Consider the following 25767-nt stretch of genomic DNA (forward strand, 5'->3'; position numbering starts at 1 on the left):
CCCCGCCCCTGCCGACCGTGCCCCGCCCCCGGCCCCCCGAGCCGGCTCCGGGCCCCGGTCCCGGGGCAGGGCCCGAGACGGCGACCGACACCGCGGCCCACACCGCGACCGACCCCACGACCGGTGTCGCCGCCGACCCGCTCGACGAACTCGCCGTCCGGCTCGACGCGTTCGTCGCCGCGGCCGTCCACCCGGACGAGATCGCCGCGCTCCTCGAATCCGACGGCATGACCGACGACCACATCCGGCTCACCTACGGGCGGAACGATTCCTTCGCGCTCGCCGAGGACCTGTACGCGCGCGTGCGCAGGCGCCACCCCGACCCGCCCCGGAAGGCCCCCGGCGCCCCCGGCTGGTCCGAAGGGCTCGGCGGCTGCCTGCTGCGCGGGCTCGTCTTCGCCCTCCCCGGCCTCGCCTACGTCCTGGCCGGACCCCTGCTCGCCGGAGCCCACGGGCGGTACGGGCTCCCCGCCGGCACCGTCCCGCTGCTCGCCGGCGCCGTCACCGGCTGGGTGTGGAACCAGGCCCTCTCCCACCGCGCCTACACCTGGCTCGGCCTCGGCGACCGGCCCGCCGCCGCCCGCGCCCTGCTCACCGGCGCCCCGGCCGGCGCGCTCGCCGGCACCGCCGTCGCCCTCGCCGCCGCCCGTGACGGCGAACTGCCCGCCGCCGTCTTCGCCGCCGGGCAGTCCCTCTACCTCGCCGCCGCCACCGTCCTCCTCGTCCTCGGCCGCGAACGGGCCCTGCTCGTCGCCCTGCTGCCGCTCCTCGGCGCCCTCCCCGCCCTCCGCTGGGACCTGCCCGACCCGCTGCGCGCCGGCCTGCCCGCCGTCTCGCTCACCGCCGCCTGCCTGATCGCCGCCCGGGCGCTGCGCCCCGGCACCGCGCGCGGCGCCGCCGGACGGGGCGGACCGCCGCTCGCGGCCTCCGTCCCGTACGGCCTCTTCGGCCTCGGCAGCGGGGTCCTCGTGCTCCACGCGGGGCTCGGCGACTCCCTGGCCACCGGCACCGGCGCGGTCATCGCGCTCACTCTCTCCATGGGGCCCGCCGAATGGCTGCTGCTCCGCTTCCGCGGCGGCAGCCTCGCCCGGCTGCGGACCCTCACCACCGCCCGCGCCTTCCGCCGGGCGGTCACCGGCACCCTCGTCCTCTGCCTCGGCGGCTATCTGACCGCGCTGCTCGCCCTCACCGTCACCGCGACGCTGCTCTGGCCCGGTACCCCGTGGCCGGACCTGGACCGGCTGCTCGCCCTCCTGCTCATCGGCACCGTGCTCTGGCTGGGGCTGCTTCTCCAGGCGTTCGGCGCCGTGCTCGGCGCGGCGGCCGTCTGCCTGCTCGCCGCCGCCGCGCAGACCCTCGAACCGGCGGCGGGCCCGCTCGCCGCCGGGGGAGCGGCGGCCGTGCTGGCCGTCGTCAGCCATGTTCTGCTGGTACGACCGACCGCCCACCGCCTCTAGAAGGACACCGCGCGTGAAACGTTCCCTCCTGGTGCCGTTCTACGAGCACCCCACCGACCGCCCCGAGGGCTGGGCGGCCCTGGTCGCGGCCGCGCCGGCGCTGTACGGCGTGGTCCTCAACCCGGCGAACGGCGCCGGCCAGGCCCCCGACCCGGCCTTCGCCGAGGCCGCCGACCGGCTGCGCGCCGCCGGGGTGCGGATCCTCGGGTACGCGGACACCGCCTACGGCCGCCGCCCGCACGCGAAGGTCGTCGCCGACCTGCTCCGCCACCGCGACTGGTACGGCGCCGACGGCGCCTTCCTCGACCAGGTGGCGACCGCGCCCGAGGCGCTGCCGCACTACCGGCGGCTCGCCGTCGCCGCCCGCGCCGCCGGGGCCGCCACCCTGGTCCTCAACCACGGCACCCGACCCGACGAGGGGTACGCCGAACTGGCCGACCTGCTCGTCACCTTCGAGGGCCCCTGGGACACCTACCGCACCCTCGACCTGCCGGCCGCCCCGCACCACTGCCACCTGGTCTACGCGGCCCCGCCCGGCTTCCGCCCCGCGACCGCGGTCCACTGCGCGGTCCCCGGGACCGGCGCCCACCCCTGGGGCACCCTGCCGCACGGCCTCCCGGAGCCCGCCCGATGAGACGTCTGCCGCTCCTCCTCGCGGGGCTGCTGCTCCTGGTCACCGCCTGCACCGCGGGCCCCGCACCCGACCCCGACCCCGAGTCCGGGGGCGGCCGCTGGCGCCCGACGGCCGGCCTGGCCTGGCAGTGGCAGCTCAGCGGGAAGCTCGACCCGACCGTCGACGTGCCCGTGTACGACATCGACGGCTTCGACCACCCGGCCGCGACCGTCGCGGACCTGCACCGCCGCGGCCGGAAGGTGATCTGCTACCTCTCCACCGGCGCCTGGGAGGAGTTCCGCCCCGACGCCGGCCGCTTCCCGAAGTCCGTCCTCGGCAGGGGCAACGGCTGGGCCGGCGAACGCTGGCTCGACATCCGCCGCACCGACGTCCTCGAACCGCTGATGGCGGAGCGCATCGACATGTGCCGCGCCAAGGGCTTCGACGCCGTCGAACCCGACAACATGGACGGCTACCGCAACCGCACCGGCTTCCCCCTCACCGCCGCCGACCAGCTCGCCTACAACCGCCTGATCGCCCGCCTCGCCCACGACCGCGGCCTCGCCGTCGGGCTCAAGAACGACCTCGACCAGATCCCCCAGCTCCTCGCCGACTTCGACTTCGCGGTCAACGAGCAGTGCGCCCAGTACGACGAGTGCCACCGCCTGTCCCCCTTCATCGCCGCGGACAAGCCGGTCTTCCACGCCGAGTACGAACTTTCTCCCGCCGACTTCTGCCCCGAGACCCGGGAACTGGGCCTCAGCTCCCTGCGCAAGCGATACGACCTCGACGCCTGGCGCCAAGCCTGCTGACGCCCCTTCAGCCCAGCGTCAGCGCCGCCAGGGTCACCGTGGCCGCCGTCTCCTCGACCGCTCCGAAGACGTCGCCGGTCACGCCGCCGAAGCGGCGGACGCAGCGGCGCAGCAGGAGGGCGGCGGCGGCCAGGCCCGCGCCCGCGGCGAGGACGCCCCGGACGGCGTCGGACGGGGAGAGGAGCAGGCCCGTGCCGGCGGCGAGGAGGAGGACGGCGGCGGTGCAGAGGGTCGCCGCGCGGACCGGCACCGTGGCGGCGACGATCGCGCCGAGCCCCTCCGGCCGGGCGGCCGGGACGCCGTGCCGGGAGGCGTGGGTGAGGGCCAGCCGGGCGACCGTGGCGGCCAGGACGACGGCGACCGCGCCGTGCGCCCAGCCCTCCCCGTACAGCTCGTACACGGCGGCGACCTGCGCGAGCAGGGCGAGGACCAGGGTGATGACGCCGAACGGGCCGATGTCGGACTGCTTCATGATGCGCAGCGCGTCCTCGGCCGGCTTGGCGCTGCCGAGGCCGTCGGCGGTGTCGGCGAGGCCGTCGAGGTGGAGGCCGCGGGTGAGCAGCGCGGGGACGGCGACGGTGACGACGGCGGCGAGCAGCGGCCCGGAGCCGAGCGGCAGGAGCACCCCGCCGGCCGCGGCGGCGACGAGGCCGACGACGAGTCCGGCGGCCGGGGCGCAGAGCATGCCGGCGCGCGCCGCGTCCCGGTCCCAGCGGGTGATGCGGGCGGGGAACACGGTGAGGGTCCCGAAGGCGAAACGCAGGCCGTCCATCCGGGCAGGGTAATCGCCGGGACCGGACGGTAGATTGCGCGTATCCGTATCTACCGGGCATAGCGGAACGGGGTGGCATGGGTCACTGGTTCTCCCGCAACATCCTGGAGCCGGGCAAGCTCCCGATGCTCCTCGCGCTGACCTCGTTCGTCCTCACGTTCCTGGTCACCCGCACCGTCACCCGGCTCATCCGCGCCGGCAAGGGACCTTTCGGGAACGTCTCCTCCGGCGGGGTGCACATCCATCACGTCGTGCCCGGCGTGGTCCTCACCGTGCTCGGCGGTTTCGGCGCGGTCGCCAGCGGACGGCACGGTTTCGGCGCGGCCGCCTTCGCCGTCGTCTTCGGGGTCGGCGCGGGACTCGTCCTGGACGAGTTCGCGCTCATCCTCCATCTGGACGACGTGTACTGGTCGGAGGAGGGCCGGAAGAGCGTCGAGGTCGTCGTCCTCACCGCCGCCCTGATGCTGCTGCCCCTCAGCGGCTTCTCCCCGCTGGGCGTCGACGACGTCACCGAGGAGGAGCGGCAGGACCGGGTGAGCTTCCTCCTCACCCTCGTGCTGAACTTCCTCTTCATCCTGGTCACCCTGGTCAAGGGCAAGCTGCGGTTGGCGCTGATCGGCGTCTTCGTGCCCTTCGTGGCGATCGTCGGCGCCCTCCGGCTGGCCCGCCCCGGCTCCTGGTGGTGGCGGCACTTCTACGGCCGCCGGGAGCGCGCACGCGCGCGTGGCACGGTGCGCGCCTACCGGCACGACAAGCGGTGGACCCGGGTGCGGCGGCGGGTTCAGGACCTGATCGGCGGCTTCCAGGAGCGCGTGCCCGGCCGGGGCTCCACCCCGTCCTGACCGCGCTCCCGCCACATCAGGACGCCGATCAGCACCAGGACGCCCGCGATGGCCGCCAGATGCTCCTTGCCCGCGAGGTTCGGCTTGACGACCACCTCGGCCACCATCGCCACGACGACGGCCGCGCCCGTCCAGTACGCCCGCTGCCGCCAGCAGACGTAGACGGCCAGGCCGACCACCGCCGCCGACGGCCCGGTGTCCACCACCTGCGCGTCGGAGGCGGGCAGGCCGAGGGGCGTGCCGGGGCCGAGGGCGATGCCCACGCGCGCGTACAGGGTGCCGCAGAGGGTCGCCAGATAGGCGATCCCGAGCGTCCGCCACCGCCCCAGGCAGAGCTCGGCGATCCCGAAGACCAGCAGGACCTGGGCGAGCGCACCCCAGACCGGCAGGTCGAGCGCGGGGACGAACAGCGACAGCGGGGTACGCAGCAGGGCGAGCCACAGCGGGTCCTCGGCCCGCACCGCCCCGATCGCCTGCACCGGCCCGTAGCCCCACTCCTGGTTCTGGACGAACTGGAAGAGCGCGGTGAGACCGACCGCCGACAGCGTCAGCGGCACCGCCCTCCCCCAAGCTCTCGGCTTCGCCCGAGCGGGGAGGTGTCCCCGTCGACGCCCCGTCAGCTCCCGGCGTACCGTGCCGGCGAGCGGGCCCCACTCGCGCCGGGCGAAGCGGCGGACCGCCCCGCTCAACGCCCGCCCGCCAGGTGCTTGCGGTGCAGCCACTTCGGCAGCCCGGGGGCCTCCAGGAAGCCCTCGGCACGGCCGGCGGCGATGCCGATGCGCGGCAGGTCGGCGCTCTTCTCGAAGAGCATGAAGCGGGGCTCCCAGATCGGTCGGTACTTGGCGTTGGCGCGGTACAGCGACTCGATCTGCCACCAGCGGGAGAAGAAGCTGAGCAGCGAGCGCCACAGCCTCAGCACCGGTCCGGCGCCGAGCTTCGAGCCGCGTTCGAAGACGGACCGGAACATCGCGAAGTTCAGCGAGACCTGAGTGATCCCGATCTCCTTCGCCCGCTGGAGGAGCTCGATCACCATGAACTCCATCAGCCCGTTCTCGGAGTCGCGGTCCCGCCGCATCAGGTCGAGCGAGAGCCCCTTCGGCCCCCACGGCACGAAGGAGAGCAGCGCCCGCAGCTCGCCCGTGCCGTCGGTGCACTCCAGCATCACGCACTGCCCGTCGCGCGGGTCCCCGAGCCGCCCGAGCGCCATCGAGAAGCCGCGCTCGGTGGCCCCGTCCCGCCAGTCGTCCGCCTTCCGCAGCAGCTCGGCCATCTCCTCCGCCGGGATGGTCTCGTGCCGCCGGATCCGCACCTCGTACCCGGCCCGCCTGACCCGGTTGAACGCCTGCCGGACCGTTCGCATGGCCCGCCCGTCGAGCGTGAACTCGTCGGTCTCCACGATCGCCTCGTCGCCCAGCTCCAGGGCGTCCAGGCCGTGCCGGGCGTAGATCACCCCGGCCTCCTCGCTCGCGCCCATGACGGCCGGGATCCAGCCGTGCTCCCGCGCCTCGGCGAGCCACGGCTCGATCGCCCCCGGCCACGCCTCGGGGTCGCCGATCGGGTCGCCGGAGGCGAGCGAGACCCCGCCCACCACCCGGTAGGCGACGGCGGCCTTCTCGCTCGGCGACCAGACCACGCTCTTCTCGCGGCGCAGCGCGAAGTAGCCCAGCGAGTCGCGCTCCCCGTGCTTGTCGAGCAGCGCCCGCAGCCGCTCCTCGTCCTCCTCGGTCAGCGGGTCCACCGCCCGGCGGGAGCGGAAGGCGGCGAAGAGCACCGCGAAGAGCAGCAGCGTGGACATCACGTTGATGACCACGTCGACCCAGCCCGGGGTGGTGATCGTGGGGAAGCGCGAGTCGTCGGTGGCCAGCGTGACCAGCCGCATCACGCCGTACCGCCACCGCTCCAGGAAGGTGGAGTGCCCGGCGGCCGTGTTGGTGACGGTGACCAGGAGCGCGGCGAGCAGCGAGGTGACCAGCAGACCGCCGACCGCGACCAGCGCGGCCAGCAGCGGGTTGGAGCGGTCGCCCTTCGCGTAGAACTCCTTGCGGCCGAGCAGCAGGGCGGCGAAGAAGGCGGCGGTCAGGGCCAGCGACACCCAGTTCTGGGCGTGCTCCCGGATCTCCGGGAAGAGCATCACCAGCGCGAACAGCAGCAGGAAGAGGCCGCTCAGCACCGTGTTGAGGATCCAGGCGGCCCGCTTGCGGCGGCGCATGGTGATCGCCAGGAAGAGCGTGAAGACGCCGGAGGCGAAGCCCGCCGTCAGCATGTACGGCGTGAAGAAGTCGTCCTCGTTGTGCCGCCGCAGGTCCTGCCCGAAGGAGACCCACACGGCACTCAGGAAATTGATGAACGTGACGACGCGGAGGTACCAGACGGCGAACGCGGCGCTCCGCCGCGAGCGGTCGGTGCCCCGGGGCGTTCCTTCGGCGGACAAACGGACCTCTCCCATGAAAAGCGATCATATGGGGCACCGCTTCCCGTGCGGCGACGCCGGAGGCGGCCACCCGCGCGTCGCGGGCGGCCGCCTCCGGGCCTCTCACCGATGGAGTGCGCCGTCCCCTCAGACCGCCTCGGCCGAGACGGGCTCCTCCGGAGTGGTCGGCTCCGGACGTTCGGGCAGCTCGGCGGCGAGGGCCGCCGCGGCCCGGACGAGGGGAAGCGCGAGCAGTGCCCCGGTTCCCTCACCCACCAGGACGCCCTGGTCGAGCAGGGGGTTGAGTGCCATCCGGTCCAGCGCCTTCGCCTGCGCCGGCTCGCCGGACACCTGACCCGCCAGCCACCAGTCCGGCGCCCGGAACGCCGCCCGCTGCGCCACCAGCGCACAGGCCGCGCCCACCACACCGTCCAGGATCACCGGCATCCGCCGCACCGCCGCCTGGAGCAGGAAGCCGGTCGTCGCCGCCAGATCCGCCCCGCCGACCGCGCCGAGCAGCGCCAGCTGGTCGCCGAGGACCGGCCGCGCCCGCCGCAGCGCGTCCCGGATCGCCGCGCACTTGCGCATCCACGCCAGGTCGTCGATGCCCGCGCCGCCGCGCCCGGTCACCACCGAGGCGTCCGTCCCGCACAGCGCCGCGATCAGCGTCGACGCCGGGGTCGTGCCGCCCACGCTCAGATCGCCGAGCACCACCAGATCGGTGCCCGAGTCGGCCTCCTCGTCGGCGATCGCCATCCCGAGCCGCACCGCCGCCTCGGTCTCCTCCGGCGTCAGCGCGTCCTCGACGTCGATCCGGCCGCTGCCGCGCCGCACCCGGTGCCGGGTCACCGCCTCCGGCAGCAGCTCCGGGTCGCAGTCCAGGCCCGCGTCCACCACCCGCACCGGCACGTCCATCGAGCGGGCCAGCACGGCGAGCGGGCTCGCCCCGTCGAGGAGCTCCCGCACCAGGACGTGGGCGGTGCCGGCCGCGCGGCCCGACACGTCCTGCGCGGCGATGCCGTGGTCACCGGCGAAGACGACCACCTTCGGCTGCTCGATCGCCCGCACCCGCACCGCCGACTGGGCCGCGGACAGCCACTCGCCCAGCTCGTCGAGGCGGCCGAGCGCGCCCGGGCGGACGGCGAGCCGCTCCCGGCGCTCCTCGGCGTCACGCCGGATCCCGCCGTCGGGGCGCTCGATCAGATCGGAGAAGTCGTCGAGGTTCAGGGGCTGCAGAGGGTCCATCGGGGGTTTCCGCCTTGTGACATCAGCGAGGTTCGGCACGGGCCATCGGGATCAGCACCCTACCCGCGCAGCACCAGCGCCTGACCGGCGACCACGAGCACCACCTGCTCGCACTCGTCCGCGAAGGCCGCGTTGAGCCGTCCCAGCTCGTCCCGGAACCGCCGCCCCGCCGCCGTCGCCGGCACCACGCCCGAGCCGGCCTCGTTGGTCACCACCACCACCGTCCTGCGGGTCGCCCGCACCGCCGCCACCAGCTCCGCCGTCCGCTCCCGCAGCGCCGCCTGCCCGCCGTCCGCCCAGACGCCGTCGTCCCAGGCGCCCACCCGGTCCATGGCGTCGGTCAGCCACAGCGACAGGCAGTCGACCAGCAGCGCCGGACCGTCGTCCTCGGCGAGCAGCGGCACCAGGTCGGTCGTCTCGACCGTCCGCCAGGAGCCGGGCCTCCGCTCCCGGTGCAGGGTCACCCGCTCCGCCCACTCCGGGTCGCCCTCGCGGGTCCCGCCGGTCGCCACGTACACCACCTCGGGGAAGGTCTCCAGGCGCCGCTCGGCCTCCACCGACTTCCCCGACCGCGCGCCGCCGGTGACCAGCGTCCGCCGCGGCACCTCCGGCAGCTCGTGGTACTCGCCCAGGTACAGCACCGTCCCGTCCGGCACCGCCCGCGCCCCGGCCGCCGCGAGCCGCCGGTCCAGCTCCGCCCCGGCCGGCGCGTCGTGGTCCAGATGGACGGCGATCACCTCCGTGCCCGGCCCCACGGCGCCGGCCGCCCGCAGCCGCGCCAGCGCGTCGGGCCGTCCCGTCACGTCCGCCGCCACCAGGTCGTACGGCTCCTGGTGGTTCTCCGGCAGCCCCGCGGGCGCCGCCCCCGGCGGCAGGTACAGCAGCCGCTGCCCGTCGGCCGACACCACCTCGTACCCGGTGCCGGGGGAGTCCATCGGCACCGCCCGCACCCGGTGCCCGCTGATCAGCGTCAGCTCCCGCCCGTCGGGCACCCGCCCGGCCGTCGGCAGCCCGGCCGGCACCTCCACCGCGGGGCCGTCGTGCGGATGCGTCAGGAGCACCTGCCGCACCCCCACCAGCGAACGCCCCGCACGGGCCGCGGCGAGCGCCGCCCCCGGGGTCAGGTCGAGCAGCAGCGCCCCGTCCACGAGCAGCGCGGTCGCGGCACGCGCGCGCGTGCCACGGGAGCGCGCGCACACCGCGCAGGGGCAGTCGGGGCGGGGCAGGCCGAGCGGGGAGCCGGTGCCGAGCAGAGTCAGTTCCACGCACTGATCCTCCCGCGCCCCCGCGCGCGGTGCGCGCCCGGCTACTCTGCGGGCAGGAAACCGATCATCCGGTGAGCCCCAGGAGGCGGACATGGCATGGACGTGGCGGTTCGAGAAGTCCGACGGCACGGAGGTCGCCCCGGTGGTGACCCCGGAGGAGTTCGGCACCCAGGGCGACGCCGAGAGCTGGCTCGGGGAGCACTGGCGCGACCTCCTCGCGGGCGGCGCGGACCAGGTGACCCTCTCCGAGGACAGCACCAAGATCTACGGCCCGATGCCGCTGGACGCCGAAGGCGCCTGACGGCCTAGGGGAAGGGGCGGGATCCGCGGGATCCCGCCCCTTCCCCGCTCCCGCCCCTCACCGCACCCCGCCGCCGTCCCATCGCGCCGCCGTCACATCTCGCCGAGCGTGACCTCCGCCTTGCGGGTCGCGCCGTCCCGCACGTACGTCACCGACACCACGTCGCCCGGGCTGCGGTCCGCCAGGGACTCCGCGAGCGAGGTGATCGTGGTGACGTCGTCGTCCGCGAGCCGGGTGATCACATCGCCCGCCCGCAGCCCCGCGTCCGCCGCCGCGCCGCCCGGCTCGGCCTCCACCACGGCCACGCCGGCCGGCTCGTAGTCGTCGTTCAGGACCGTGCGCCCGGTGATGTCGAGGGCGGCCCGGCCCGAGTCGGTGACCTTCCCGTCCTTGATGATCTGGTCGGCGACGGTCCTCACCATCGAGGCGGGGATCGCGAATCCGATGCCGGGCGCGGCGCCGCCGCCCATCGCCGGGTCGCTGGCGGCGAGCGTCGGGATGCCGATGACCTGGCCGTCCAGGTCGACCAGCGCGCCGCCGCTGTTGCCGGGGTTGATCGCGGCCGAGGTCTGCACCATGTTGCCGATGGTGGCGCCGGTGCCGCCGCCCGTCCGGCCCTCGCTGACGGTCCGGCCGGTGGCCGAGACGATGCCCTGGGTGACACTGCCGGAGAGGCCCAGCGGGGACCCCATGGCCAGCACGATCTGCCCCATCTCGACCGCCGAGGAGTCGCCGAACCGGGCCGGCTTCAGCCCGTCGGGCACCGTCTCCAGCCGGATCACCGCGAGGTCCTGCTCCGGGTACGCGGCGACCAGCCGGGCCGCGACCGGCTCCCCGCCGGTGGCGGCGGTGACCCGGAAGCTCCGCTCCTCGCCGACCACGTGCGCGTTGGTGACGACGTGGCCCCTGTCGTCGTAGACCACCCCCGAGCCGAGGCTCTCCGCCGCGTCGATCTGCACCACGGACGGCAGCACGTCCTTGATCACGGCCTGGTAGTCGTCCTGGAGCTCGTTGGCGGCGAGCGGCGCCGCGGCCTGCGCGGTGGACGGCTCGGGCGCGGTGGACGTCCCGGAGTCCGCGGAGCAGCCCGCGGCCAGCGCGGCGGCGCAGACCCCGGCGGCGAGGGAGAGGGCGGTACGTCGGACACGGGTACGCGTGCGGGCGCGGGAGACATCCATGTCCGGAGTATCCGTTCCGCACCTTTCGCCCGTCCCGGTGGGCGCCGCCGAACAGGCGTACCCCGCGCCGGACCGGGCAGGGTAAGGGCCGGGAGCAGGCGACATGCGAAGGGGCCGGCGCGCCGCGTCGGCGCACCGGCCCCTCGGCCGTGTCACATCGGGCGGGGTCTCAGCCCCGCACCCCGCACAGGTGCAGCAGCGCCGCCACCCGCCGGTACGGATCGGTCCTGCCCGCCCGCTCCTCGGCGGCGAGCAGCCGCTCCAGCTCCTCGGCGGCCGGCAGCCCCGCCTCCGCGGGGACGCCGTCGGTGAAGACCCGCACCCCGTACCAGGCGTGCAGCGGCGCCGCGATGCCCGCGAGCGTCGCCGTCAGCGCCTCCAGCCGGTCGGCCCGCACCTTCACGCCGTCGTCGTCCTGGTAGACGTCCGTGTCGAAGCCGGCCAGCGCGCCCGCCCAGTCCCCGGCGAGCCCCGGCCGCATGGCGAGGGCGTCCGCGTTCCGTACCACCAGGGAGAGCAGGCCGCCGGGGGCCAGCATCCGGGCCAGCCCCGCGAGCAGCGCGTCCGGCTCGTCGGCGTACATGAGCACCCCGTGGCACAGGACCACGTCGAAGCTGCCCGGCAGGAAGTGGACGCCGGTCTCGCGCCCGTCGCCCTCGATCAGCCGGACCCGCTCGCGGATCCCGGCCGGCTCGGTCGCCAGCGACTCCCGGGCCGTCTTCAGCAGCTCGGGATCGGCCTCCAGGCCCGTGACGGTGTGCCCGGCCCGGGCCAGCCGCAGCGCCTGCGTACCGGCCCCCATGCCCGCGTCGAGGATCCTCAGCCGCTGCCCCACCGGGTAGCGGCCGGTTATCTGCTCGTCGACCTGCCGGGCGACGATCTCCTGCCGGATGGTGTCCCTGAGCCCGCCGTGACCGGCGGGCCAGTGGACGACGGCGGGCAGCACGGGACCGCCCGTCCCGGTGGCCGGCACGCCGAAGACGTGCCCGCCGGAGGCCGAGCCGTCCGCGCTCAGGGCCGCTCTCCGCGCTTGACCTGCGGCTTCGGCAGCCGCAGTCGGCGCATCTGAAGCGTGCGCATCAGGCCGTAGGCGATCGCGCCGCGCTTCGGCGTGTCCGGGAAGCGCTCGTTGAGCTGCTTCCGCAGACGGATCCAGATGCCGATGGAGTCGATGACGATCAGGACGATCACGCCGAGCCAGAGCAGCAGCGAGATGTTCTGGAGCGAGCGGTTCGCGTTGCCGAACAGCGACAGCACCAGAATGACCACGGCCATCGGCAGGAAGAACTCGGCGATCGCGAAGCGCGAGTCGACGAAGTCGCGCACGAAACGGCGCACCGGACCCTTGTCACGGGCCGGCAGATAACGCTCGTCACCGCTGTTCAGCGCCTCGCGCTGGCGCGTCAGGTCGGCCCGCCGCGCCTCACGCTGGCGCTTGGCGGCCTCCTTGCGGTCGAGCGGGACGGACTGCGCACGGCGGCGCTGCGTCTGGGCCTCACTCCGCTTCGGGGTCGGGCGGCCCTTGGGGGCCTCGGGGTCGCGGGGCTGCTTGGAGAGGTCCGCCGTCACCTTCTCGGTGGGGGCCTTCTCATCCTTCGAACGGCTACGGAACACAAAACCCAAGGGTACGGGGTGGGAGGCATGGAACCCCAGTCCGGGAGGGAACGATCCGCTCACAGCCGGCGTCGTAGCCGGTACGCACACGAGGGCGCACGGCGCGGCAGGGGGTTCTCCCCGAGATCCCCCTCCTCCTCCCGCCGGAGGGAGGAGGGCGCGCAGTCGTCCTTGGGGAGGAGCGCATCCCGCTCCGAACAGTGCGGTAATGGAGACAGGGACCGTAGTGTGGATCCTGACGAAGAGCTGGTGCCAAGTCCGTCAGAAGGGGGCGCGCGAAGCCCATGAGCGGTGTCATGAAGCGTATGGGGATGATCTTCCGCGCGAAGGCGAACAAGGCCCTTGACCGGGCCGAGGACCCGCGCGAAACCCTCGATTACTCCTACCAGAAGCAACTGGAGCTGCTGCAGAAGGTGCGCCGGGGCGTCGCCGACGTCGCGACCTCCCGCAAGCGGCTCGAACTCCAGCTGAACCAGCTGCAGGGCCAGTCCGCCAAGCTGGAGGACCAGGGCCGCAAGGCGCTGGCGCTCGGCCGCGAGGACCTCGCCCGCGAGGCGCTGTCCCGCAGGGCCGCGCTCCAGCAGCAGGTCAGCGACCTGGAGGTGCAGCACCAGACGCTCCAGGGCGAGGAGGAGAAGCTGACGCTCGCGGCGCAGCGGCTCCAGGCCAAGGTCGACGCCTTCCGCACCCGGAAGGAGACCATCAAGGCCACGTACACGGCCGCCCAGGCCCAGACGCGGATCGCCGAGTCCTTCTCCGGCATCTCCGAGGAGATGAGCGACGTCGGCCTCGCCATCCAGCGGGCCGAGGACAAGACCGCCCAGCTCCAGGCCCGGGCCGGCGCCATCGACGAGCTCCTCGCCTCCGGCGCGCTCGACGACCAGTCGGGCCTCGCCAAGGACGACATCCAGGCCGAGCTGGACCGCCTCTCCGGCGGCACCGACGTCGAGCTGGAGCTCCAGCGGATGAAGGCGGAGCTGGCCGGCGGCCCCTCCCAGCAGGCGATCGAGGGCGGCGCGGCGGGCACCCCGCAGCAGAACCAGCAGCAGTCCCACCCCCGCTTCGACAAGCAGTAGGCAAGGACGGCGTCATGATCGTACGGATCATGGGGGAGGGCCAGCGCGAGCTGGCCGACAGCCACTTCGCCGAGCTGAACAGGCTCGACGACGAGCTGCTGAGCGAGATGGAGTCCGGCGACGAGGCAGGCTTCCGGCGCACGCTGGGAGCCCTCCTCGACGCCGTCCGCCGCCTGGGCACCCCCCTCCCGGACGACGCCCTGGAGCCTTCCGCACTCATCCTCCCGTCCCCGGACGCGACCCTGGACGACGTGCGCAAGATGCTCTCCGGCGACGGCCTGATCCCGGGCTAGCGACGTCCGGGGGAGGGCGGGCACACCGGGACGGCGCCCTCCGCGGCGGCCCGAGCACCCCGCCCCTCCCGCGGGCCGGCGCCGTTCCAGGGAACGTCGGGAACCGCGTACCGTCTGGGGCGTGACCCGCACAGGAGAAGACACCCCCCCCGCCCCCCCCCCCGGGCTCGCCCGCCTGTGCGACCGCTTCCGCGACCACCCCCTCGCCTTCGACACCCTCCTCGCCTTCGGCGTCCTCGTCGCGATGATCGCCGCGTCCTTCACCGACCCCCACGGCAGCCCCACCGGCCCCACCTTCGGCGACCGCGCCCCCACCCTCCCCGGCGTCGCCATGATGACCGTCGCCGCCGTCGCCCTGGTGTTCCGCCGCCGTCGGCCCTTCGCCGTCCTCGTCTTCACCGGCGGGCTCGCCTTCGTCGAGCTGCTCGGCGAGACCCGCCCCGCCCCGGTCTCCATCAGCGCCGTCGTCGCCCTCTACACGGTCGCCTCCCGCACCGACCGCCCCACCACCTGGCGGGTCGGCCTCGTCACCATGACCGTGCTCGCCGTCGCCGCCATGGCCTTCGGCCCGACCCCCTGGTACGCCCAGGAGAACCTCGGGGTCTTCGCCTGGACCGGCATGGCCGCCGCCGGGGGCGACGCCGTCCGCAGCCGCCGCGCCTTCGTCGACGCGATCCGGGAGCGCGCCGAGCGCGCCGAGCGGACCCGCGAGGAGGAGGCCCGCCGCCGGGTCGCGGAGGAACGCCTCCGGATCGCCCGCGACCTCCACGACGTCGTCGCCCACCACATCGCCCTGGTCAACGTGCAGGCCGGGGTCGCCGCCCACGTCATGGACAAGCGCCCCGACCAGGCCAAGGAGGCCCTCGCCCACGTCCGCGAGGCCAGCCGCTCCGCCCTCGACGAGCTGCGCGCCACCGTCGGCCTGCTCCGCCAGTCCGGCGATCCCGCGGCCCCCACCGAACCCGTCTCCGGCCTCGCCGTCCTCGACGGGCTCCTCGACAGCTTCCGCAAGGCCGGACTGCCCGTCTCGCTGGCCCGCGCCGACGGCGGCCGGCAGCTCCCGTCGGCCGTCGACCTCGCCGCGTACCGGATCGTCCAGGAGGCGCTCACCAACGTCCGCAAGCACGCCGGGCCGGACGCCAGCGCCGAGGTGAGCATCGTCCTCGTGGGCCGTACGGTCGAGATCACCGTCCTCGACGACGGCACCCCGCCCGACGGGCCGGCCACCGAGCCCTCCGGCGGACACGGGCTGCTCGGCATGCGCGAGCGGGTCACCGCCCTCGGCGGCACGCTCACCGCGGCACCCCGCTACGGCGGCGGCTTCCGCGTCCAGGCGATACTGCCGGTGTGCCCGGGGACGCCCGGGGAGGCGGGGGAGGAAAGATGACGATCCGGGTGCTGCTCGCCGACGACCAGGCCCTGCTGCGCAGCGCCTTCCGGGTGCTCGTCGACTCCGAGCCCGACATGGAGGTCGTCGGGGAGGCCGCCGACGGCGCCCAGGCCGCCGCCCTCGCCCGTACCGAACGGCCCGACGTCGTCCTCATGGACATCCGGATGCCCGGCACCGACGGCCTCGCCGCCACCCGCATGATCACCACCGACCCCGAGCTCGCCGGGGTCCGGATCGTCATGCTCACCACCTTCGAGATCGACGAGTACGTGGTCGAGTCGCTGCGCGCCGGCGCCTCCGGCTTCCTCGGCAAGGGCGCCGAACCGGAGGAGCTGCTCGGCGCGATCCGGATCGCGCACGCCGGTGAGGCGCTGCTCTCCCCGGCCGCCACCAAGGGCCTGATCGCCACCTTCCTCGCCCAGAGCACCGCCGGCCCGGCCGGGGCCGGGGTGGACGCCGAGCGGCTCTCCGCGCTCACCGCCCGGGAGCGCGAGGTCCTCGTCCTGGTCGGCGGCGGCCTCTCCAACGACGAGATCGCCGAACGCCTCGACGTCAGCCCGCTCACCGTGAAGACCCACGTCAACCGCACCATGGCCAAGCTCGGCGCCCGCGACCGCGCCCAGCTGGTGGTCACCGCCTACGAGACCGGACTGGTACGCCCGCGGGGGGAGTGACCGCGTCCGCCGGCGTACTGCGGACGCGGTACGCGGCGGCCGGGAAGTGCGTCTGGGGGCCGAGGAATTCCGGTCGGACGTGGCCCAAGGTAGGGGGAAGGGGGGCGCTCTGGCTGCCCGCCGCCTGCCGACGAGTACGCCACAGAAGAGAGACCCCATGTCCTGGCTGTTCAGATTCAGCCTCGCGCAACGGGCCCTGATCGGGCTGATGTCCATCGTCGCCGTCGTCTTCGGACTGATCGCGATACCCCAGCTGAAGCAGCAGCTGTTCCCCTCGATCGAGCTCCCGATGGTCTCGATCATCGCCCCCTACCAGGGCGCCTCTCCCGACGTGGTCGAACAGCAGGTCGTCGAGCCGCTGGAGAACAACCTCAAGGCCGTCGACGGCATCAAGGGCATCACGTCCACCGCCTCCGAGGGCAGCGCCGTCATCATGGCCTCCTTCGACTACGGCGACGAGTCCACCAAGCAGCTGGTCGCCGACGTCCAGCAGGCCGTCAACCGGGCCCGGGCGATGCTGCCCGACACGGTCGACCCGCAGGTCGTGGCCGGCTCCACCGACGACATCCCGACCGTCGTCCTCGCCGCCACCTCCGACAAGGACCAGCAGGCGCTCGCCGACCAGCTGGAGCGGACCGTCGTCCCGGCCCTGGAGGACATCGACGGCGTCGGCCAGGTCAGCGTCGACGGCGTCCAGGACCTCCAGGTCTCCGTCACCCCCGACCCGCGCAAGCTCGCCGCGGCCGGCCTGACCTCGATGAACCTCGCCCAGGCCCTGCAGAACGGCGGCGCCACCCTGCCCGCCGGCTCCTTCTCCGAGGCCGGCAAGAGCCGCACCGTCCAGGTCGGCGGCGGCTACACCTCGCTCCAGCAGATCCAGGACCTGCGGATCAAGCCCGCCCAGGGCAAGGCGGTCCGGCTGGCCGACGTCGCCACCGTGCGGCAGGAGGAGTCCGCCCGGGTCTCGCTGACCCGCACCAACGGCAAGCCCAGCCTCGCCGTCATGGCCACCATGGACAAGGACGGCAGCGCCGTCGCCATCTCCGAGGCCGTCGAGGAGAAGCTGCCCGAGCTGCGGAAGCAGCTGGGCGCGGGCGCCGAGCTGACCGTCGTCTCCGACCAGGGCCCGGCCGTCGCCAAGTCGATCTCCGGCCTCACCACCGAGGGCGCCCTCGGCCTCGTCATGGCCGTCCTGGTGATCCTGGTCTTCCTCGCCTCGATCCGCTCCACCCTGGTCACCGCGGTCTCCATCCCGCTCTCGGTGGTCCTCGCCCTGATCGTGCTGTGGACCCGCGACCTCTCCCTCAACGTGCTGACGCTCGGCGCGCTCACCATCGCCATCGGCCGGGTCGTCGACGACTCGATCGTGGTCCTGGAGAACATCAAGCGCCACCTCGGCTACGGCGAGGACCGCCAGTCCGCGATCATCACGGCCGTCAGGGAGGTGGCCGGCGCGGTCACCTCCTCCACCCTCACCACCGTCGCCGTCTTCCTGCCGATCGGCCTGGTCGGCGGCATGGTCGGCGAGCTGTTCGGCTCCTTCAGCCTCACCGTCACGGCGGCCCTGCTGGCCTCGCTGCTGGTGTCGCTGACGGTCGTCCCGGTGCTCTCGTACTGGTTCCTCCGCGCCCCCAAGGGCACCTCCGAGGACCCGGACGAGGCCCGCAGGCTCGCCGAGGAGAAGGAGGCGAAGAGCCGTCTCCAGCGCGCCTACGTGCCGGTCCTCCGCTTCGCCACCCGCCGCCGTCTCACCAGCGTGGCGATCGCCCTCGTCGTCCTGGTCGTCACCTTCGGCATGGCGCCGCTGATGAAGACCAACTTCTTCGACCAGGGCGACCAGCCGGTCCTGACGGTCAAGCAGAAGCTGGAGCCGGGCACCTCCCTGGACGCCTCCGACGAGGCCGCGAAGAAGGTCGAGAAGGTCCTCGCGGAGACCGAGGGCGTCAAGGACTACCAGGTCACGGTCGGCTCCTCCGGCTTCATGGCGGCCTTCGGCGGCGGCACCGGCGCCAACCAGGCGTCCTTCCAGGTGACCCTGGAGGAGTCCGCCTCGTACGAGAAGACCCGCGACGCCATCGAGGCGGGCCTCGGCCGGCTCGACGGCATCGGCGACACCTCGATCTCGGCCGGCGACGGCTTCGCCGCCCAGGACCTCAGCGTCGTGGTGAAGGCCGGTGACCGGGAGCTGCTCCAGAAGGCGTCCGAGCAGGTCCAGAAGGCGGTCGCGGAGCTGAAGGACGTCACCGACGTCCAGAGCGACCTCTCCCAGTCGGTCCCGCGGATCTCCGTGCGGGCCAACGCGAAGGCGGCCGACGCCGGCTTCGACGACACCACCCTCGGCATGGTCGTCGGCCAGGCCGTCCGCGGCACCCCGGCCGGCAAGGCCACCCTCGACGACGCCGAGCGGGACATCCTCATCACCTCGGCCGCCCCGGCCACCACGCTCGCCCAGCTGAAGGCGCTGCCGCTCGGCCCGGTGAAGCTCGGCGACATCGCCACCGTGGAGCTCGTCCCCGGCCCGGTCTCCATGACCCGGATCGACGGCGCCCGCGCCGCGACGATCACGGCCAAGCCGACCACGGACAACACCGGCGCCGTCGGCACCGCGCTCCAGTCGAAGATCGCCGCGCTCGACCTGCCCGAGGGCGCCTCCGCCACCATCGGCGGTGTCTCCGAGGACCAGACCGAGGCGTTCGCCAACCTCTTCCTGGCGATGCTCGCCGCCGTGGCGATCGTCTTCATGCTGCTGGTCGCGACCTTCAGGTCGCTGATCCAGCCGCTGATCCTGCTGGTCTCCATCCCGTTCGCCGCCACCGGCGCCATCGGCCTGCTGGTCGCCACCGGCACCGCGATGGGCGTCCCGGCGATGATCGGCATGCTGATGCTCATCGGCATCGTCGTGACCAACGCGATCGTCCTGATCGACCTGATCAACCAGTACCGGGCCCAGGGGTACGGGGTCGTCGAGGCGGTGATCGAGGGCGGCCGGCACCGGCTCCGCCCGATCCTGATGACCGCGCTCGCGACCATCTTCGCCCTGCTGCCGATGGCCCTCGGCATCACCGGCGAGGGCGGCTTCATCGCCCAGCCGCTCGCGGTGGTGGTGATCGGCGGCCTGATCACCTCGACCCTGCTGACCCTCCTCCTCGTCCCGACGCTCTACGCGATGGTGGAGCTCCGCAAGGAGCGCCGCGCGGCGAAGAAGGCGGCGAAGAAGGCGGCGGGCGGCGACGCCCAGGTCCCGCCGCAGCAGAAGGAGCCGGTGAACGCCTGACACGGACGAAGGGGCGCCCCACGAGTTCGTGGGGCGCCCCTTCGGCGTACGTACCGGAGGACGGCGGCACCGGGGAACGGCGGTACCGCCTCACCGCTACGGCAGCGCCAGCATCCGCTCCAGCGCCAGCTTCGCGAACGCCTCCGTCTCCTTGTCGACCTCGATCCGGTTGACGAGGTTCCCCTCGGCCAGCGACTCCAGCGCCCACACCAGGTGCGGCAGGTCGATCCGGTTCATGGTCGAGCAGAAGCAGACCGTCTTGTCGAGGAAGACGATCTCCTTGCCCTGGTCGGCGTAACGATTCGCCAGTCGGCGGACGAGGTTCAGCTCCGTGCCGATGGCCCACTTCGAGCCGGCCGGGGCCGCCTCCAGGGTGTTGATGATGTACTCGGTCGAGCCCACGTAGTCCGCGGCGGCGACGACCTCGTGCCGGCACTCCGGGTGGACCAGCACGTTCACGCCGGGGATCCGGGCGCGCACGTCCTCGACCGACTCCAGCGAGAAGCGGCCGTGCACCGAGCAGTGACCCCGCCACAGGATCATCTTCGCGGCGCGCAGCTGCTCGACGGTGAGCCCGCCGTTCGGCTTGTGCGGGTTGTAGACCACGCAGTCGTCCAGGGACATGCCCATGTCGCGGACGGCGGTGTTGCGGCCCAGGTGCTGGTCCGGCAGGAAGAGCACCTTCTCGCCCTGCTCGAAGGCCCAGTTCAGGGCCCGCTCGGCGTTGGACGAGGTGCAGATCGTGCCGCCGTGCTTGCCGGTGAACGCCTTGATGTCGGCCGAGGAGTTCATGTACGAGACGGGCACCACCTGCTCGGCGATCCCGGCCTCGGTCAGCACGTCCCAGCACTCGGCGACCTGCTCGGCGGTGGCCATGTCGGCCATCGAGCAGCCGGCCGCGAGGTCCGGCAGGACGACCTTCTGGTCGTCACCGGTGAGGATGTCGGCCGACTCGGCCATGAAGTGCACGCCGCAGAAGACGATGTACTCGGCCTCCGGCTTGGCGGCGGCGTCCCGCGCGAGCTTGAAGGAGTCGCCGGTGACGTCGGCGAACTGGATGACCTCGTCACGCTGGTAGTGGTGGCCGAGGACGAAGACCTTGTCCCCGAGCTTCTCCTTGGCCGCGCGGGCGCGCTCCACCAGGTCGGGGTCGGAGGGCGACGGCAGATCGCCGGGACACTCCACGCCGCGCTCGCTCTTGGGGTCGGCCTCGCGGCCGAGCAGCAGCAGGGCGAGCGGCGTCGGCTGGACGTCCAGGGGGGTCTGGGCGGTGGTCACGTCACGCACCCTTTCTTCGGGGAACCTTTTCGTCTAAATGACGCTATCTATCATAACCCCTTCACGTCATTCTGACGATGTCCATAGTGTCGATGTGACGAATTCGCCCTCCGCGTCCGCGGGCGGCATGTGCGAGCATGAAGGAGGGAAATCCCACCCGACCCGGAATGAATCCGGGACACCGTCGGTTTGCACCGTCGGCAAGCAGTCTCCGTACAACCCGGGAGAGATGTAGATGTCCGTATCGGACGAGACCGGCACCGTCACCGACGGCATCATCGTCACCGACGCCGCCGCGGCCAAGGTCAGGGCGCTGCTGGAGCAGGAGGGTCGCGACGACCTGGCGCTGCGCGTCGCCGTCCAGCCCGGCGGCTGCTCCGGCCTGCGCTACCAGCTGTTCTTCGACGAGCGCTCGCTCGACGGTGACGTCGTCAAGGACTTCGACGGTGTCAAGGTCGTCACCGACCGCATGAGCGCCCCCTACCTGGGCGGCGCCTCCATCGACTTCGTCGACACCATCGAGAAGCAGGGCTTCACGATCGACAACCCGAACGCCACCGGCTCCTGCGCCTGCGGCGACTCGTTCAGCTAGATCTCGCTCGGCTGAAAGCGGCACCGCACCAAGACCAGGGCGGTGGTCCGGGAGACCGACCTCCCGGACCACCGCCCTGCCGCGTGTACGGCTCCCGGCGCCGCTCCTACCGGCGCGGCACGGCCTCGTCGCTCGCCGCGTCCACCACCGGCCGGTCGCCCAGCGGCGCCTCCAGCGTCACCTTCACGGTGATCTCCTTGGCGACCAGGATGCAGACCCGCTCCGGATCCGTCTTCTCCTCGATCCGCACCCGCACCTGCCGCGGGTCCTCGACGGCGTGCGCCGTGTACGTGCCGCACACCCCGCCCCAGAAGGTCACCGCCAGCGTCCGCCCGTCCGGCTCGACGGTGAACGAGTCGATCCGCCGCACCGGCGCCGCGCCGTCGCCCGGGTCGGGCGTCGGCTCCGGGGACGGCTTCGCCGGCGGCACCAGATACTCCGGCGCCACCGCCGTCGAGGTCACCGTGTACGGCGCCGAGTCCGCCGGATCGGCCGTGAACAGCCACGTCGGCACGAGCATCCGCCCGTCCTCGGTCTCCGTGGCGGCGAGCCCGAGCACCGCGCCCGTCACCGGCACCTCGCGCGGCGGGGCCATGTCCACGATCGTCTGGCAGGGCGCGTCCTTCCCGGACCCGCCCTCCGGCTCACCGGCCGGCGGATCCGTCGCACAGCCGCCGATGCCGATCGGGCCCGTGCCCTTCGACTCCTCGTTCAGCCGCGCCAGCGCCCGCTCCGCCGACACCACCGGGTACGTCTCGCCCTTCGCCGGCTCCTTCAGCGTCCCGCTGCCCGCCACCGGCCGCCCGTCCGGACCGATGTGCAGTCCCGTCGACCAGCCGTACGTCGGCAGCCCGCCGACCACCGGATCGGCGTTCACCACCCGCACCGAGCCGTTCATCACCTGCGTCGCCGACACCTTGGCGTCGTCCTGCCCCAGCGCCTTCAGCACCGGGGCGGCCGCCGCCCGCGCCGCCGCCTCGCTCACCGGGGTGCCCCCGGCCGGCGGCTTCACCTCGCCCGGCGGCGGGCAGCCCTTGCCCTTCAGGCAGGTGTCGCCCGCCGGGCCGCCGTCGTACCAGGAGTACGTCCAGCTCCCCGGCGCCTGCCGCGCGACGTCGAGGCGCGGCCCCCGACCGTCCTTCTCGGGGCGGATCGTCCACACGTCGCCGACCAGCGCCGGACGCCCCTCGACCCCGAGCGCCGCGGCCAGCCTGGCCACCTCCTCCGAGGTGACCAGGCCCGCCGGCCGGTGGACCGCGGCCGACGAGGGCCCTTGGGGGAGTGGGCCCTCGGCTCTGTAGACCGTCCCGCTCGGGCCGCCGCCCGGGTCGGGTTCGCCCGGCGCGATCCCCGCGTCCGGGCCCGTACCGCCGCTCCCGCCCCCGAGCCGCAGGGGCGGCGGCGCGGGCGCACCCGCGGCCGCCCGCGAGGCGGTGTCCGCCCCCTCGTCACCCGAGGCGGTCAGATACAACCCGCCGCCACCGGCCAGCAGCACACCCGCCGCCACCGTGACGACGAGCGCGGTCCGCCGGCCGTGTCCGCTCTCCGTACCGCTCACCGCAACGCTCCCTCGTGTCGATCGGACACCGGTGGGACGGGGCGGGGGCGCGGTCGGTTCCGTCCGTCAGCCGCCGTACTCGGCGGTGGCGGCGATCAGCCGCGCCGAGGCGTCCGGGACGACCACCCCGTGGATCGAGGCGGGGGAGACCGGGGCGGGCGCCGGACCGGCCGGCGTCACCCAGTGCGGGACCATCCGGGCACTGGCGCCGCGCAGCTCGGCGAGGCTCAGTTCGGACTCGTGGCGCTCGCGGGGAGCGGGGTACGTGGTCATGGCCGCACCGTATGCACCACCCGCCTCCGGAGAAAAGCCCTACTCTGGGGTAGTTTCCGCTGTTCGGCAGCGGCCCCGTCACCGGATACCGTTGATAGTCATCACCCTTCACCCGCAGGAGCGCCCAGCCGTGCGTATCGCAGTCACCGGCTCCATCGCCACCGACCACCTCATGACCTTCCCCGGCCGGTTCGCCGACCAGCTGGTGGCCGACCAGCTGCACACGGTGTCCCTCTCCTTCCTGGTGGACAACCTCGACGTCCGCCGCGGCGGCGTCGGCCCCAACATCTGCTTCGGCATGGGCCAGCTCGGCGGCAGCCCGATCCTCGTCGGCGCGGCCGGCTACGACTTCGACGAGTACCGCGCCTGGCTCGACCGCCACGGCGTCGACACCGGCTCGGTCCGCATCTCCGAGGTCCTGCACACCGCGCGCTTCGTCTGCACCACGGACAAGGACCACAACCAGATCGGGTCCTTCTACACCGGCGCCATGAGCGAGGCCCGCCTCATCGAGCTCAAGGCCGTCGCCGACCGCGTCGGCGGCCTCGACCTCGTCCTCATCGGCGCCGACGACCCCGAGGCGATGCTGCGCCACACCGAGGAGTGCAAGGCCCGGTCGATCCCCTTCGCCGCCGACTTCTCCCAGCAGATCGCGCGCATGAACGGCGAGGAGATCCGTCTCCTCCTCGACGGCGCCACCTACCTCTTCTCCAACGAGTACGAGAAGGGCCTCATCGAGTCGAAGACCGGCTGGACCGACGAGGAGATCCTGTCCCGCGTCGGCCACCGCGTCACCACGCTCGGCTCGCGCGGCGTCCGCATCGAGCGCGCGGGCGAGCCGGCGATCGAGGTCGCCTGCCCCGAGGAGGAGGCCAAGGTCGACCCCACCGGCGTCGGCGACGCCTTCCGCGCGGGCTTCCTCACGGGCCTCTCGTGGGGCGTCGGCCTGGAGCGGGCGGCGCAGGTCGGCTGCATGCTGGCGACGCTGGTCATCGAGACGCTGGGCACGCAGGAGTACACGCTCCGCCGCGCCAACTTCATGGAGCGCTTCACCAAGGCGTACGGCGAGGAAGCGGCCACCCAGGTCCACACCCACCTCTCCTGACCCCGACCGGCCCGGGCCCGGCTTCCGGACGGGGCCCGTTCGCCGCACCTCCCGTGTGGGCAGGCGTTCCGCAAGGGCGGAACGCCTGCCCACAACGGGGCCCAGCCGGGCGCAGCCCACAGAAGGGACGGGGCTCAGCCGGGCGCGGCGCGCGGCCTATGAGGTGCGGCGGACCACGTACGCGTGGCCCCCGTCGGCCGCGGGCGACTCGCCCACGTACTCCTGGCCCCGCATCTCGCACCACGCCGGAATGTCCAGCCGCGCCGCCTCGTCGTCCGAGAGCACCGTCACCGTCCCCCCCACCCGCACCGACCCGAACACCTTCGCCAGCTCGATGACCGGGATCGGGCACCGCTTCCCGCGCGCGTCGACCACCAGGTCGCCCCCGGCCGGCGCGGGGGCGGGCGCGGCCGGCGCGCCCAGCCGGTCCCGTACCGACGCCACGACCCCCGGCAGCACCGCCAGGAAGCGGTCGACGTCGGCCGGCTCCGTGCCGGCCGGCAGCGAGATGCGGACGTTCCCCTCGCTCAGCACCCCCATCGCGCGCAGCACATGGCTGGGCGTCAGCGTCGAGCTGGTGCACGACGAACCGGACGAAACGGAGAATCCCTCCCGGTCCAGCTCCGACAGCAGCGTCTCCCCGTCGACGTACAGACAGGAGAAGGTGACGACGTGGGGGAGCCGCCGCACCGGATCGCCCACCACCTCCACGTCCGGCACCAGCTCCGGCACCCGCGCCCGGATCCGGTCCACGAGGCCCCGCAGCCGGGCGCCCTCCGCCGCCGCCTCGGCCCGGACCGCCCGCAGCGAGGCCGCCGCCGCGACGATCGCCGGCAGGTTCTCGAAGCCGGGCGCGCGGCCCGACTCCCGCTCGTCGGACGGGCCTTGCGGCGCGAACCGCACCCCCTTCCGCACCGCGAGCAGCCCGACCCCCGCCGGCCCGCCCCACTTGTGCGCGCTCGCGGCCAGCAGCGACCAGCCCTCCGGCACCGGCCCCCAGCCCAGCGACTGGGCCGCGTCCACGAGCAGCGGCACCCCGGCCGTCCGGCAGGCCGCCGCGACCTCGGCGACCGGCTGCTCCGTGCCCACCTCGTGGTTGGCCGACTGGAGGCAGGCCAGCGCGACCCCCTCGCCGAGCTCGGCCGCGAAGACCTCCGGGTCCACCGCGCCGGTCCGCCCGACCGGTACCTCCGTCACCGTCCCGCCGGCCGCCGCGTGCGCCTCGCCCGCGTGCAGCACCGAGGAGTGCTCGACGGCCGAGACGACCAGCCGGCCGCCCACCCGCCGGCGCCCGGCGAGCGCCCCCGACACGCCCGAGTGGACCGCGCGCGTCCCCGAAGGAGTGAAGACGAGTTCGTCGGGACGACAGCCCACCGCCTCCGCCGCGGCCTCCCGCGCGGCGTCGAGCAGCCGACGGGCCCGCCGGCCCTCCCGGTAGAGCCGGGCCGGGTCGGCCCACCCCTCGTCGAGGGCGGCGAGCAGCGCCTGACGGGCGACGGGGTGCAGGGGGGCGGCGGACGCGGCGTCGAAGTACGGCATCCACCCACGGTAGGCCCCCGTCCCCGCCGGGCGGCGCGCGGCGCCCGCGGCCCCGGGTGAGCGCCCGTCAGAAGACCGCCGCCACCGGCCGCCAGACCCCCGAACGGGCGCCTCCGGCGACTCCCCGGAACCCCGCGGTCCACCCCTTCGGGGACTCGGACGGCGCGTTGGGCACCCTCCCCGCGCGACCCCAAATAGCGTCCAGT

Annotated in this window: 24 protein-coding genes; 12 read left to right on the plus strand and 12 right to left on the minus strand. The window is 73.9% G+C overall.

The window, feature by feature from the left end:
• Positions 1-8: 8 nt before the first annotated feature.
• Genes IF73_RS0112940 through IF73_RS0112950 form a run of 3 tightly spaced genes read left to right on the plus strand, consistent with a single transcriptional unit; the run spans position 9 to position 2882 of the window.
• On the plus strand, positions 9-1457 hold the full coding sequence (locus IF73_RS0112940; protein WP_051716738.1) for a hypothetical protein: 1449 nt from the start codon (positions 9-11) through the stop codon (positions 1455-1457).
• A 13-nt stretch (positions 1458-1470) separates the two neighbouring features.
• Positions 1471-2091 (plus strand): spherulation-specific family 4 protein, encoded by a 621-nt coding sequence (locus IF73_RS0112945; RefSeq protein WP_031006932.1) that lies wholly within the window; start codon positions 1471-1473, stop codon positions 2089-2091.
• Positions 2088-2882, plus strand: coding sequence for an endo alpha-1,4 polygalactosaminidase (locus IF73_RS0112950; protein WP_031006933.1), 795 nt, complete (start codon positions 2088-2090; stop codon positions 2880-2882). The genes IF73_RS0112945 and IF73_RS0112950 overlap by 4 nt, the downstream gene beginning before the upstream one ends.
• 7 nt (positions 2883-2889) lie before the next feature.
• Here IF73_RS0112950 and IF73_RS0112955 read toward each other — a convergent pair whose 3' ends face one another.
• Positions 2890-3654: an adenosylcobinamide-GDP ribazoletransferase gene (locus IF73_RS0112955; RefSeq protein WP_031006935.1), complete on the minus strand. Its 765-nt coding sequence runs from the start codon at positions 3652-3654 to the stop codon at positions 2890-2892.
• A gap of 77 nt (positions 3655-3731) precedes the next feature.
• On the opposite strand from IF73_RS0112955, the gene IF73_RS0112960 reads away from it, so the two are divergent.
• Positions 3732-4496 carry a hypothetical protein gene (locus IF73_RS0112960; RefSeq protein WP_031006938.1) on the plus strand — a complete coding sequence of 255 codons (765 nt, stop codon included), beginning with the start codon at positions 3732-3734 and terminating at the stop codon, positions 4494-4496.
• Here IF73_RS0112960 and IF73_RS40985 read toward each other — a convergent pair.
• The 4 genes from IF73_RS40985 to IF73_RS0112980 all read right to left on the minus strand — a co-directional run bounded on the left by IF73_RS40985 (position 4436) and on the right by IF73_RS0112980 (position 9416).
• Positions 4436-5185: a hypothetical protein gene (locus IF73_RS40985; RefSeq protein WP_031006940.1), complete on the minus strand. Its 750-nt coding sequence runs from the start codon at positions 5183-5185 to the stop codon at positions 4436-4438. The genes IF73_RS0112960 and IF73_RS40985 overlap by 61 nt on opposite strands.
• Positions 5182-6942, minus strand: coding sequence for a phosphatidylglycerol lysyltransferase domain-containing protein (locus tag IF73_RS0112970; RefSeq protein WP_031006942.1), 1761 nt, complete (start codon positions 6940-6942; stop codon positions 5182-5184). The genes IF73_RS40985 and IF73_RS0112970 overlap by 4 nt, the downstream gene beginning before the upstream one ends.
• 111 nt (positions 6943-7053) lie before the next feature.
• Positions 7054-8133, minus strand: coding sequence for a nicotinate-nucleotide--dimethylbenzimidazole phosphoribosyltransferase (cobT, locus tag IF73_RS0112975; RefSeq protein ID WP_031006944.1), 1080 nt, complete (start codon positions 8131-8133; stop codon positions 7054-7056).
• 77 nt (positions 8134-8210) lie between these two features.
• Entirely contained in the window at positions 8211-9416 is a 1206-nt protein-coding gene (locus IF73_RS0112980; RefSeq protein ID WP_031006946.1) for a bifunctional adenosylcobinamide kinase/adenosylcobinamide-phosphate guanylyltransferase, read from the minus strand.
• 91 nt (positions 9417-9507) lie between these two features.
• Between IF73_RS0112980 and IF73_RS0112985 the strand changes: the two genes are divergently transcribed.
• Positions 9508-9717, plus strand: a complete 210-nt coding sequence (locus IF73_RS0112985; RefSeq protein WP_031006947.1) for a hypothetical protein — start codon at positions 9508-9510, stop codon at positions 9715-9717.
• A gap of 92 nt (positions 9718-9809) precedes the next feature.
• Here the strand turns inward: IF73_RS0112985 and IF73_RS0112990 are convergent, their stop codons facing one another.
• From IF73_RS0112990 to IF73_RS0113000, 3 genes are all read right to left on the minus strand, one after another.
• A complete protein-coding gene (locus IF73_RS0112990) occupies positions 9810-10895 on the minus strand; it encodes a S1C family serine protease (protein WP_031006949.1) in 1086 nt (361 codons plus the stop codon).
• Positions 10896-11064: 169 nt separating this feature from the next.
• Positions 11065-11841, minus strand: coding sequence for a class I SAM-dependent methyltransferase (locus IF73_RS0112995; protein ID WP_234338223.1), 777 nt, complete (start codon positions 11839-11841; stop codon positions 11065-11067).
• 65 nt (positions 11842-11906) lie between these two features.
• Positions 11907-12509, minus strand: a complete 603-nt coding sequence (locus tag IF73_RS0113000) for a DUF3043 domain-containing protein (RefSeq protein ID WP_031006953.1) — start codon at positions 12507-12509, stop codon at positions 11907-11909.
• A 284-nt stretch (positions 12510-12793) separates the two neighbouring features.
• Here IF73_RS0113000 and IF73_RS0113005 point away from each other — a divergent pair, with 284 nt between their 5' ends.
• The 5 genes from IF73_RS0113005 to IF73_RS0113025 all read left to right on the plus strand — a co-directional run bounded on the left by IF73_RS0113005 (position 12794) and on the right by IF73_RS0113025 (position 19216).
• A complete protein-coding gene (locus tag IF73_RS0113005; RefSeq protein WP_031006955.1) occupies positions 12794-13585 on the plus strand; it encodes a PspA/IM30 family protein in 792 nt (263 codons plus the stop codon).
• Between the two features lie 14 nt (positions 13586-13599).
• The gene (gene pspAA, locus IF73_RS0113010; RefSeq protein WP_031006957.1) at positions 13600-13878 is read left to right on the plus strand and encodes a PspA-associated protein PspAA; all 279 of its coding nucleotides are present in this window, start codon (positions 13600-13602) and stop codon (positions 13876-13878) included.
• 121 nt (positions 13879-13999) lie between these two features.
• Positions 14000-15265, plus strand: a complete 1266-nt coding sequence (locus IF73_RS0113015) for a sensor histidine kinase (RefSeq protein ID WP_420706552.1) — start codon at positions 14000-14002, stop codon at positions 15263-15265.
• A complete protein-coding gene (locus tag IF73_RS0113020; protein ID WP_031006961.1) occupies positions 15262-15942 on the plus strand; it encodes a response regulator in 681 nt (226 codons plus the stop codon). The genes IF73_RS0113015 and IF73_RS0113020 overlap by 4 nt, the downstream gene beginning before the upstream one ends.
• 157 nt (positions 15943-16099) lie before the next feature.
• Positions 16100-19216: an efflux RND transporter permease subunit gene (locus IF73_RS0113025; protein WP_031006963.1), complete on the plus strand. Its 3117-nt coding sequence runs from the start codon at positions 16100-16102 to the stop codon at positions 19214-19216.
• Positions 19217-19312: 96 nt separating this feature from the next.
• Here the strand turns inward: IF73_RS0113025 and nadA are convergent, their stop codons facing one another.
• Complete coding sequence (gene nadA / locus IF73_RS0113030) at positions 19313-20494, minus strand: quinolinate synthase NadA (RefSeq protein ID WP_031006965.1); 1182 nt, start codon at positions 20492-20494, stop codon at positions 19313-19315.
• Between the two features lie 235 nt (positions 20495-20729).
• Between nadA and IF73_RS0113035 the strand changes: the two genes are divergently transcribed.
• Positions 20730-21086 carry a HesB/IscA family protein gene (locus IF73_RS0113035; RefSeq protein WP_031006968.1) on the plus strand — a complete coding sequence of 119 codons (357 nt, stop codon included), beginning with the start codon at positions 20730-20732 and terminating at the stop codon, positions 21084-21086.
• A 106-nt stretch (positions 21087-21192) separates the two neighbouring features.
• On the opposite strand, the gene IF73_RS0113040 is transcribed toward IF73_RS0113035, so the two are convergent.
• Positions 21193-22644 carry a hypothetical protein gene (locus IF73_RS0113040; RefSeq protein WP_031006969.1) on the minus strand — a complete coding sequence of 484 codons (1452 nt, stop codon included), beginning with the start codon at positions 22642-22644 and terminating at the stop codon, positions 21193-21195.
• A 66-nt stretch (positions 22645-22710) separates the two neighbouring features.
• Positions 22711-22917: a hypothetical protein gene (locus IF73_RS0113045; protein ID WP_031006972.1), complete on the minus strand. Its 207-nt coding sequence runs from the start codon at positions 22915-22917 to the stop codon at positions 22711-22713.
• Between the two features lie 130 nt (positions 22918-23047).
• Here IF73_RS0113045 and IF73_RS0113050 point away from each other — a divergent pair, with 130 nt between their 5' ends.
• Entirely contained in the window at positions 23048-24022 is a 975-nt protein-coding gene (locus IF73_RS0113050) for a carbohydrate kinase family protein (RefSeq protein ID WP_031006975.1), read from the plus strand.
• Positions 24023-24178: 156 nt separating this feature from the next.
• On the opposite strand, the gene IF73_RS0113055 is transcribed toward IF73_RS0113050, so the two are convergent.
• Complete coding sequence (locus IF73_RS0113055) at positions 24179-25561, minus strand: cysteine desulfurase/sulfurtransferase TusA family protein (protein WP_031006977.1); 1383 nt, start codon at positions 25559-25561, stop codon at positions 24179-24181.
• Positions 25562-25767 lie beyond the last annotated feature (206 nt).

The organism is Streptomyces sp. NRRL F-5727 (assembly GCF_000719555.1).
Taxonomy (GTDB): Bacteria; Actinomycetota; Actinomycetes; order Streptomycetales; family Streptomycetaceae; genus Streptomyces.

What these genes read in the sequence shown, in the direction of transcription:
- IF73_RS0112950 (WP_031006933.1), top strand. Translation starts at nt 2,088, where the DNA reads ATGAGACGTCTGCCGCTCCTCCTCGCGGGGCTGCTGCTCCTGGTCACC.
- IF73_RS0112955 (WP_031006935.1), bottom strand. Translation starts at nt 3,654, where the DNA reads ATGGACGGCCTGCGTTTCGCCTTCGGGACCCTCACCGTGTTCCCCGCC.
- IF73_RS0112960 (WP_031006938.1), top strand. Translation starts at nt 3,732, where the DNA reads ATGGGTCACTGGTTCTCCCGCAACATCCTGGAGCCGGGCAAGCTCCCG.
- IF73_RS0112970 (WP_031006942.1), bottom strand. Translation starts at nt 6,942, where the DNA reads ATGGGAGAGGTCCGTTTGTCCGCCGAAGGAACGCCCCGGGGCACCGAC.
- IF73_RS0112985 (WP_031006947.1), top strand. Translation starts at nt 9,508, where the DNA reads ATGGCATGGACGTGGCGGTTCGAGAAGTCCGACGGCACGGAGGTCGCC.
- IF73_RS0112990 (WP_031006949.1), bottom strand. Translation starts at nt 10,895, where the DNA reads ATGGATGTCTCCCGCGCCCGCACGCGTACCCGTGTCCGACGTACCGCC.
- IF73_RS0113005 (WP_031006955.1), top strand. Translation starts at nt 12,794, where the DNA reads ATGAGCGGTGTCATGAAGCGTATGGGGATGATCTTCCGCGCGAAGGCG.
- pspAA (WP_031006957.1), top strand. Translation starts at nt 13,600, where the DNA reads ATGATCGTACGGATCATGGGGGAGGGCCAGCGCGAGCTGGCCGACAGC.
- IF73_RS0113020 (WP_031006961.1), top strand. Translation starts at nt 15,262, where the DNA reads ATGACGATCCGGGTGCTGCTCGCCGACGACCAGGCCCTGCTGCGCAGC.
- IF73_RS0113025 (WP_031006963.1), top strand. Translation starts at nt 16,100, where the DNA reads ATGTCCTGGCTGTTCAGATTCAGCCTCGCGCAACGGGCCCTGATCGGG.
- IF73_RS0113035 (WP_031006968.1), top strand. Translation starts at nt 20,730, where the DNA reads ATGTCCGTATCGGACGAGACCGGCACCGTCACCGACGGCATCATCGTC.
- IF73_RS0113045 (WP_031006972.1), bottom strand. Translation starts at nt 22,917, where the DNA reads ATGACCACGTACCCCGCTCCCCGCGAGCGCCACGAGTCCGAACTGAGC.
- IF73_RS0113055 (WP_031006977.1), bottom strand. Translation starts at nt 25,561, where the DNA reads ATGCCGTACTTCGACGCCGCGTCCGCCGCCCCCCTGCACCCCGTCGCC.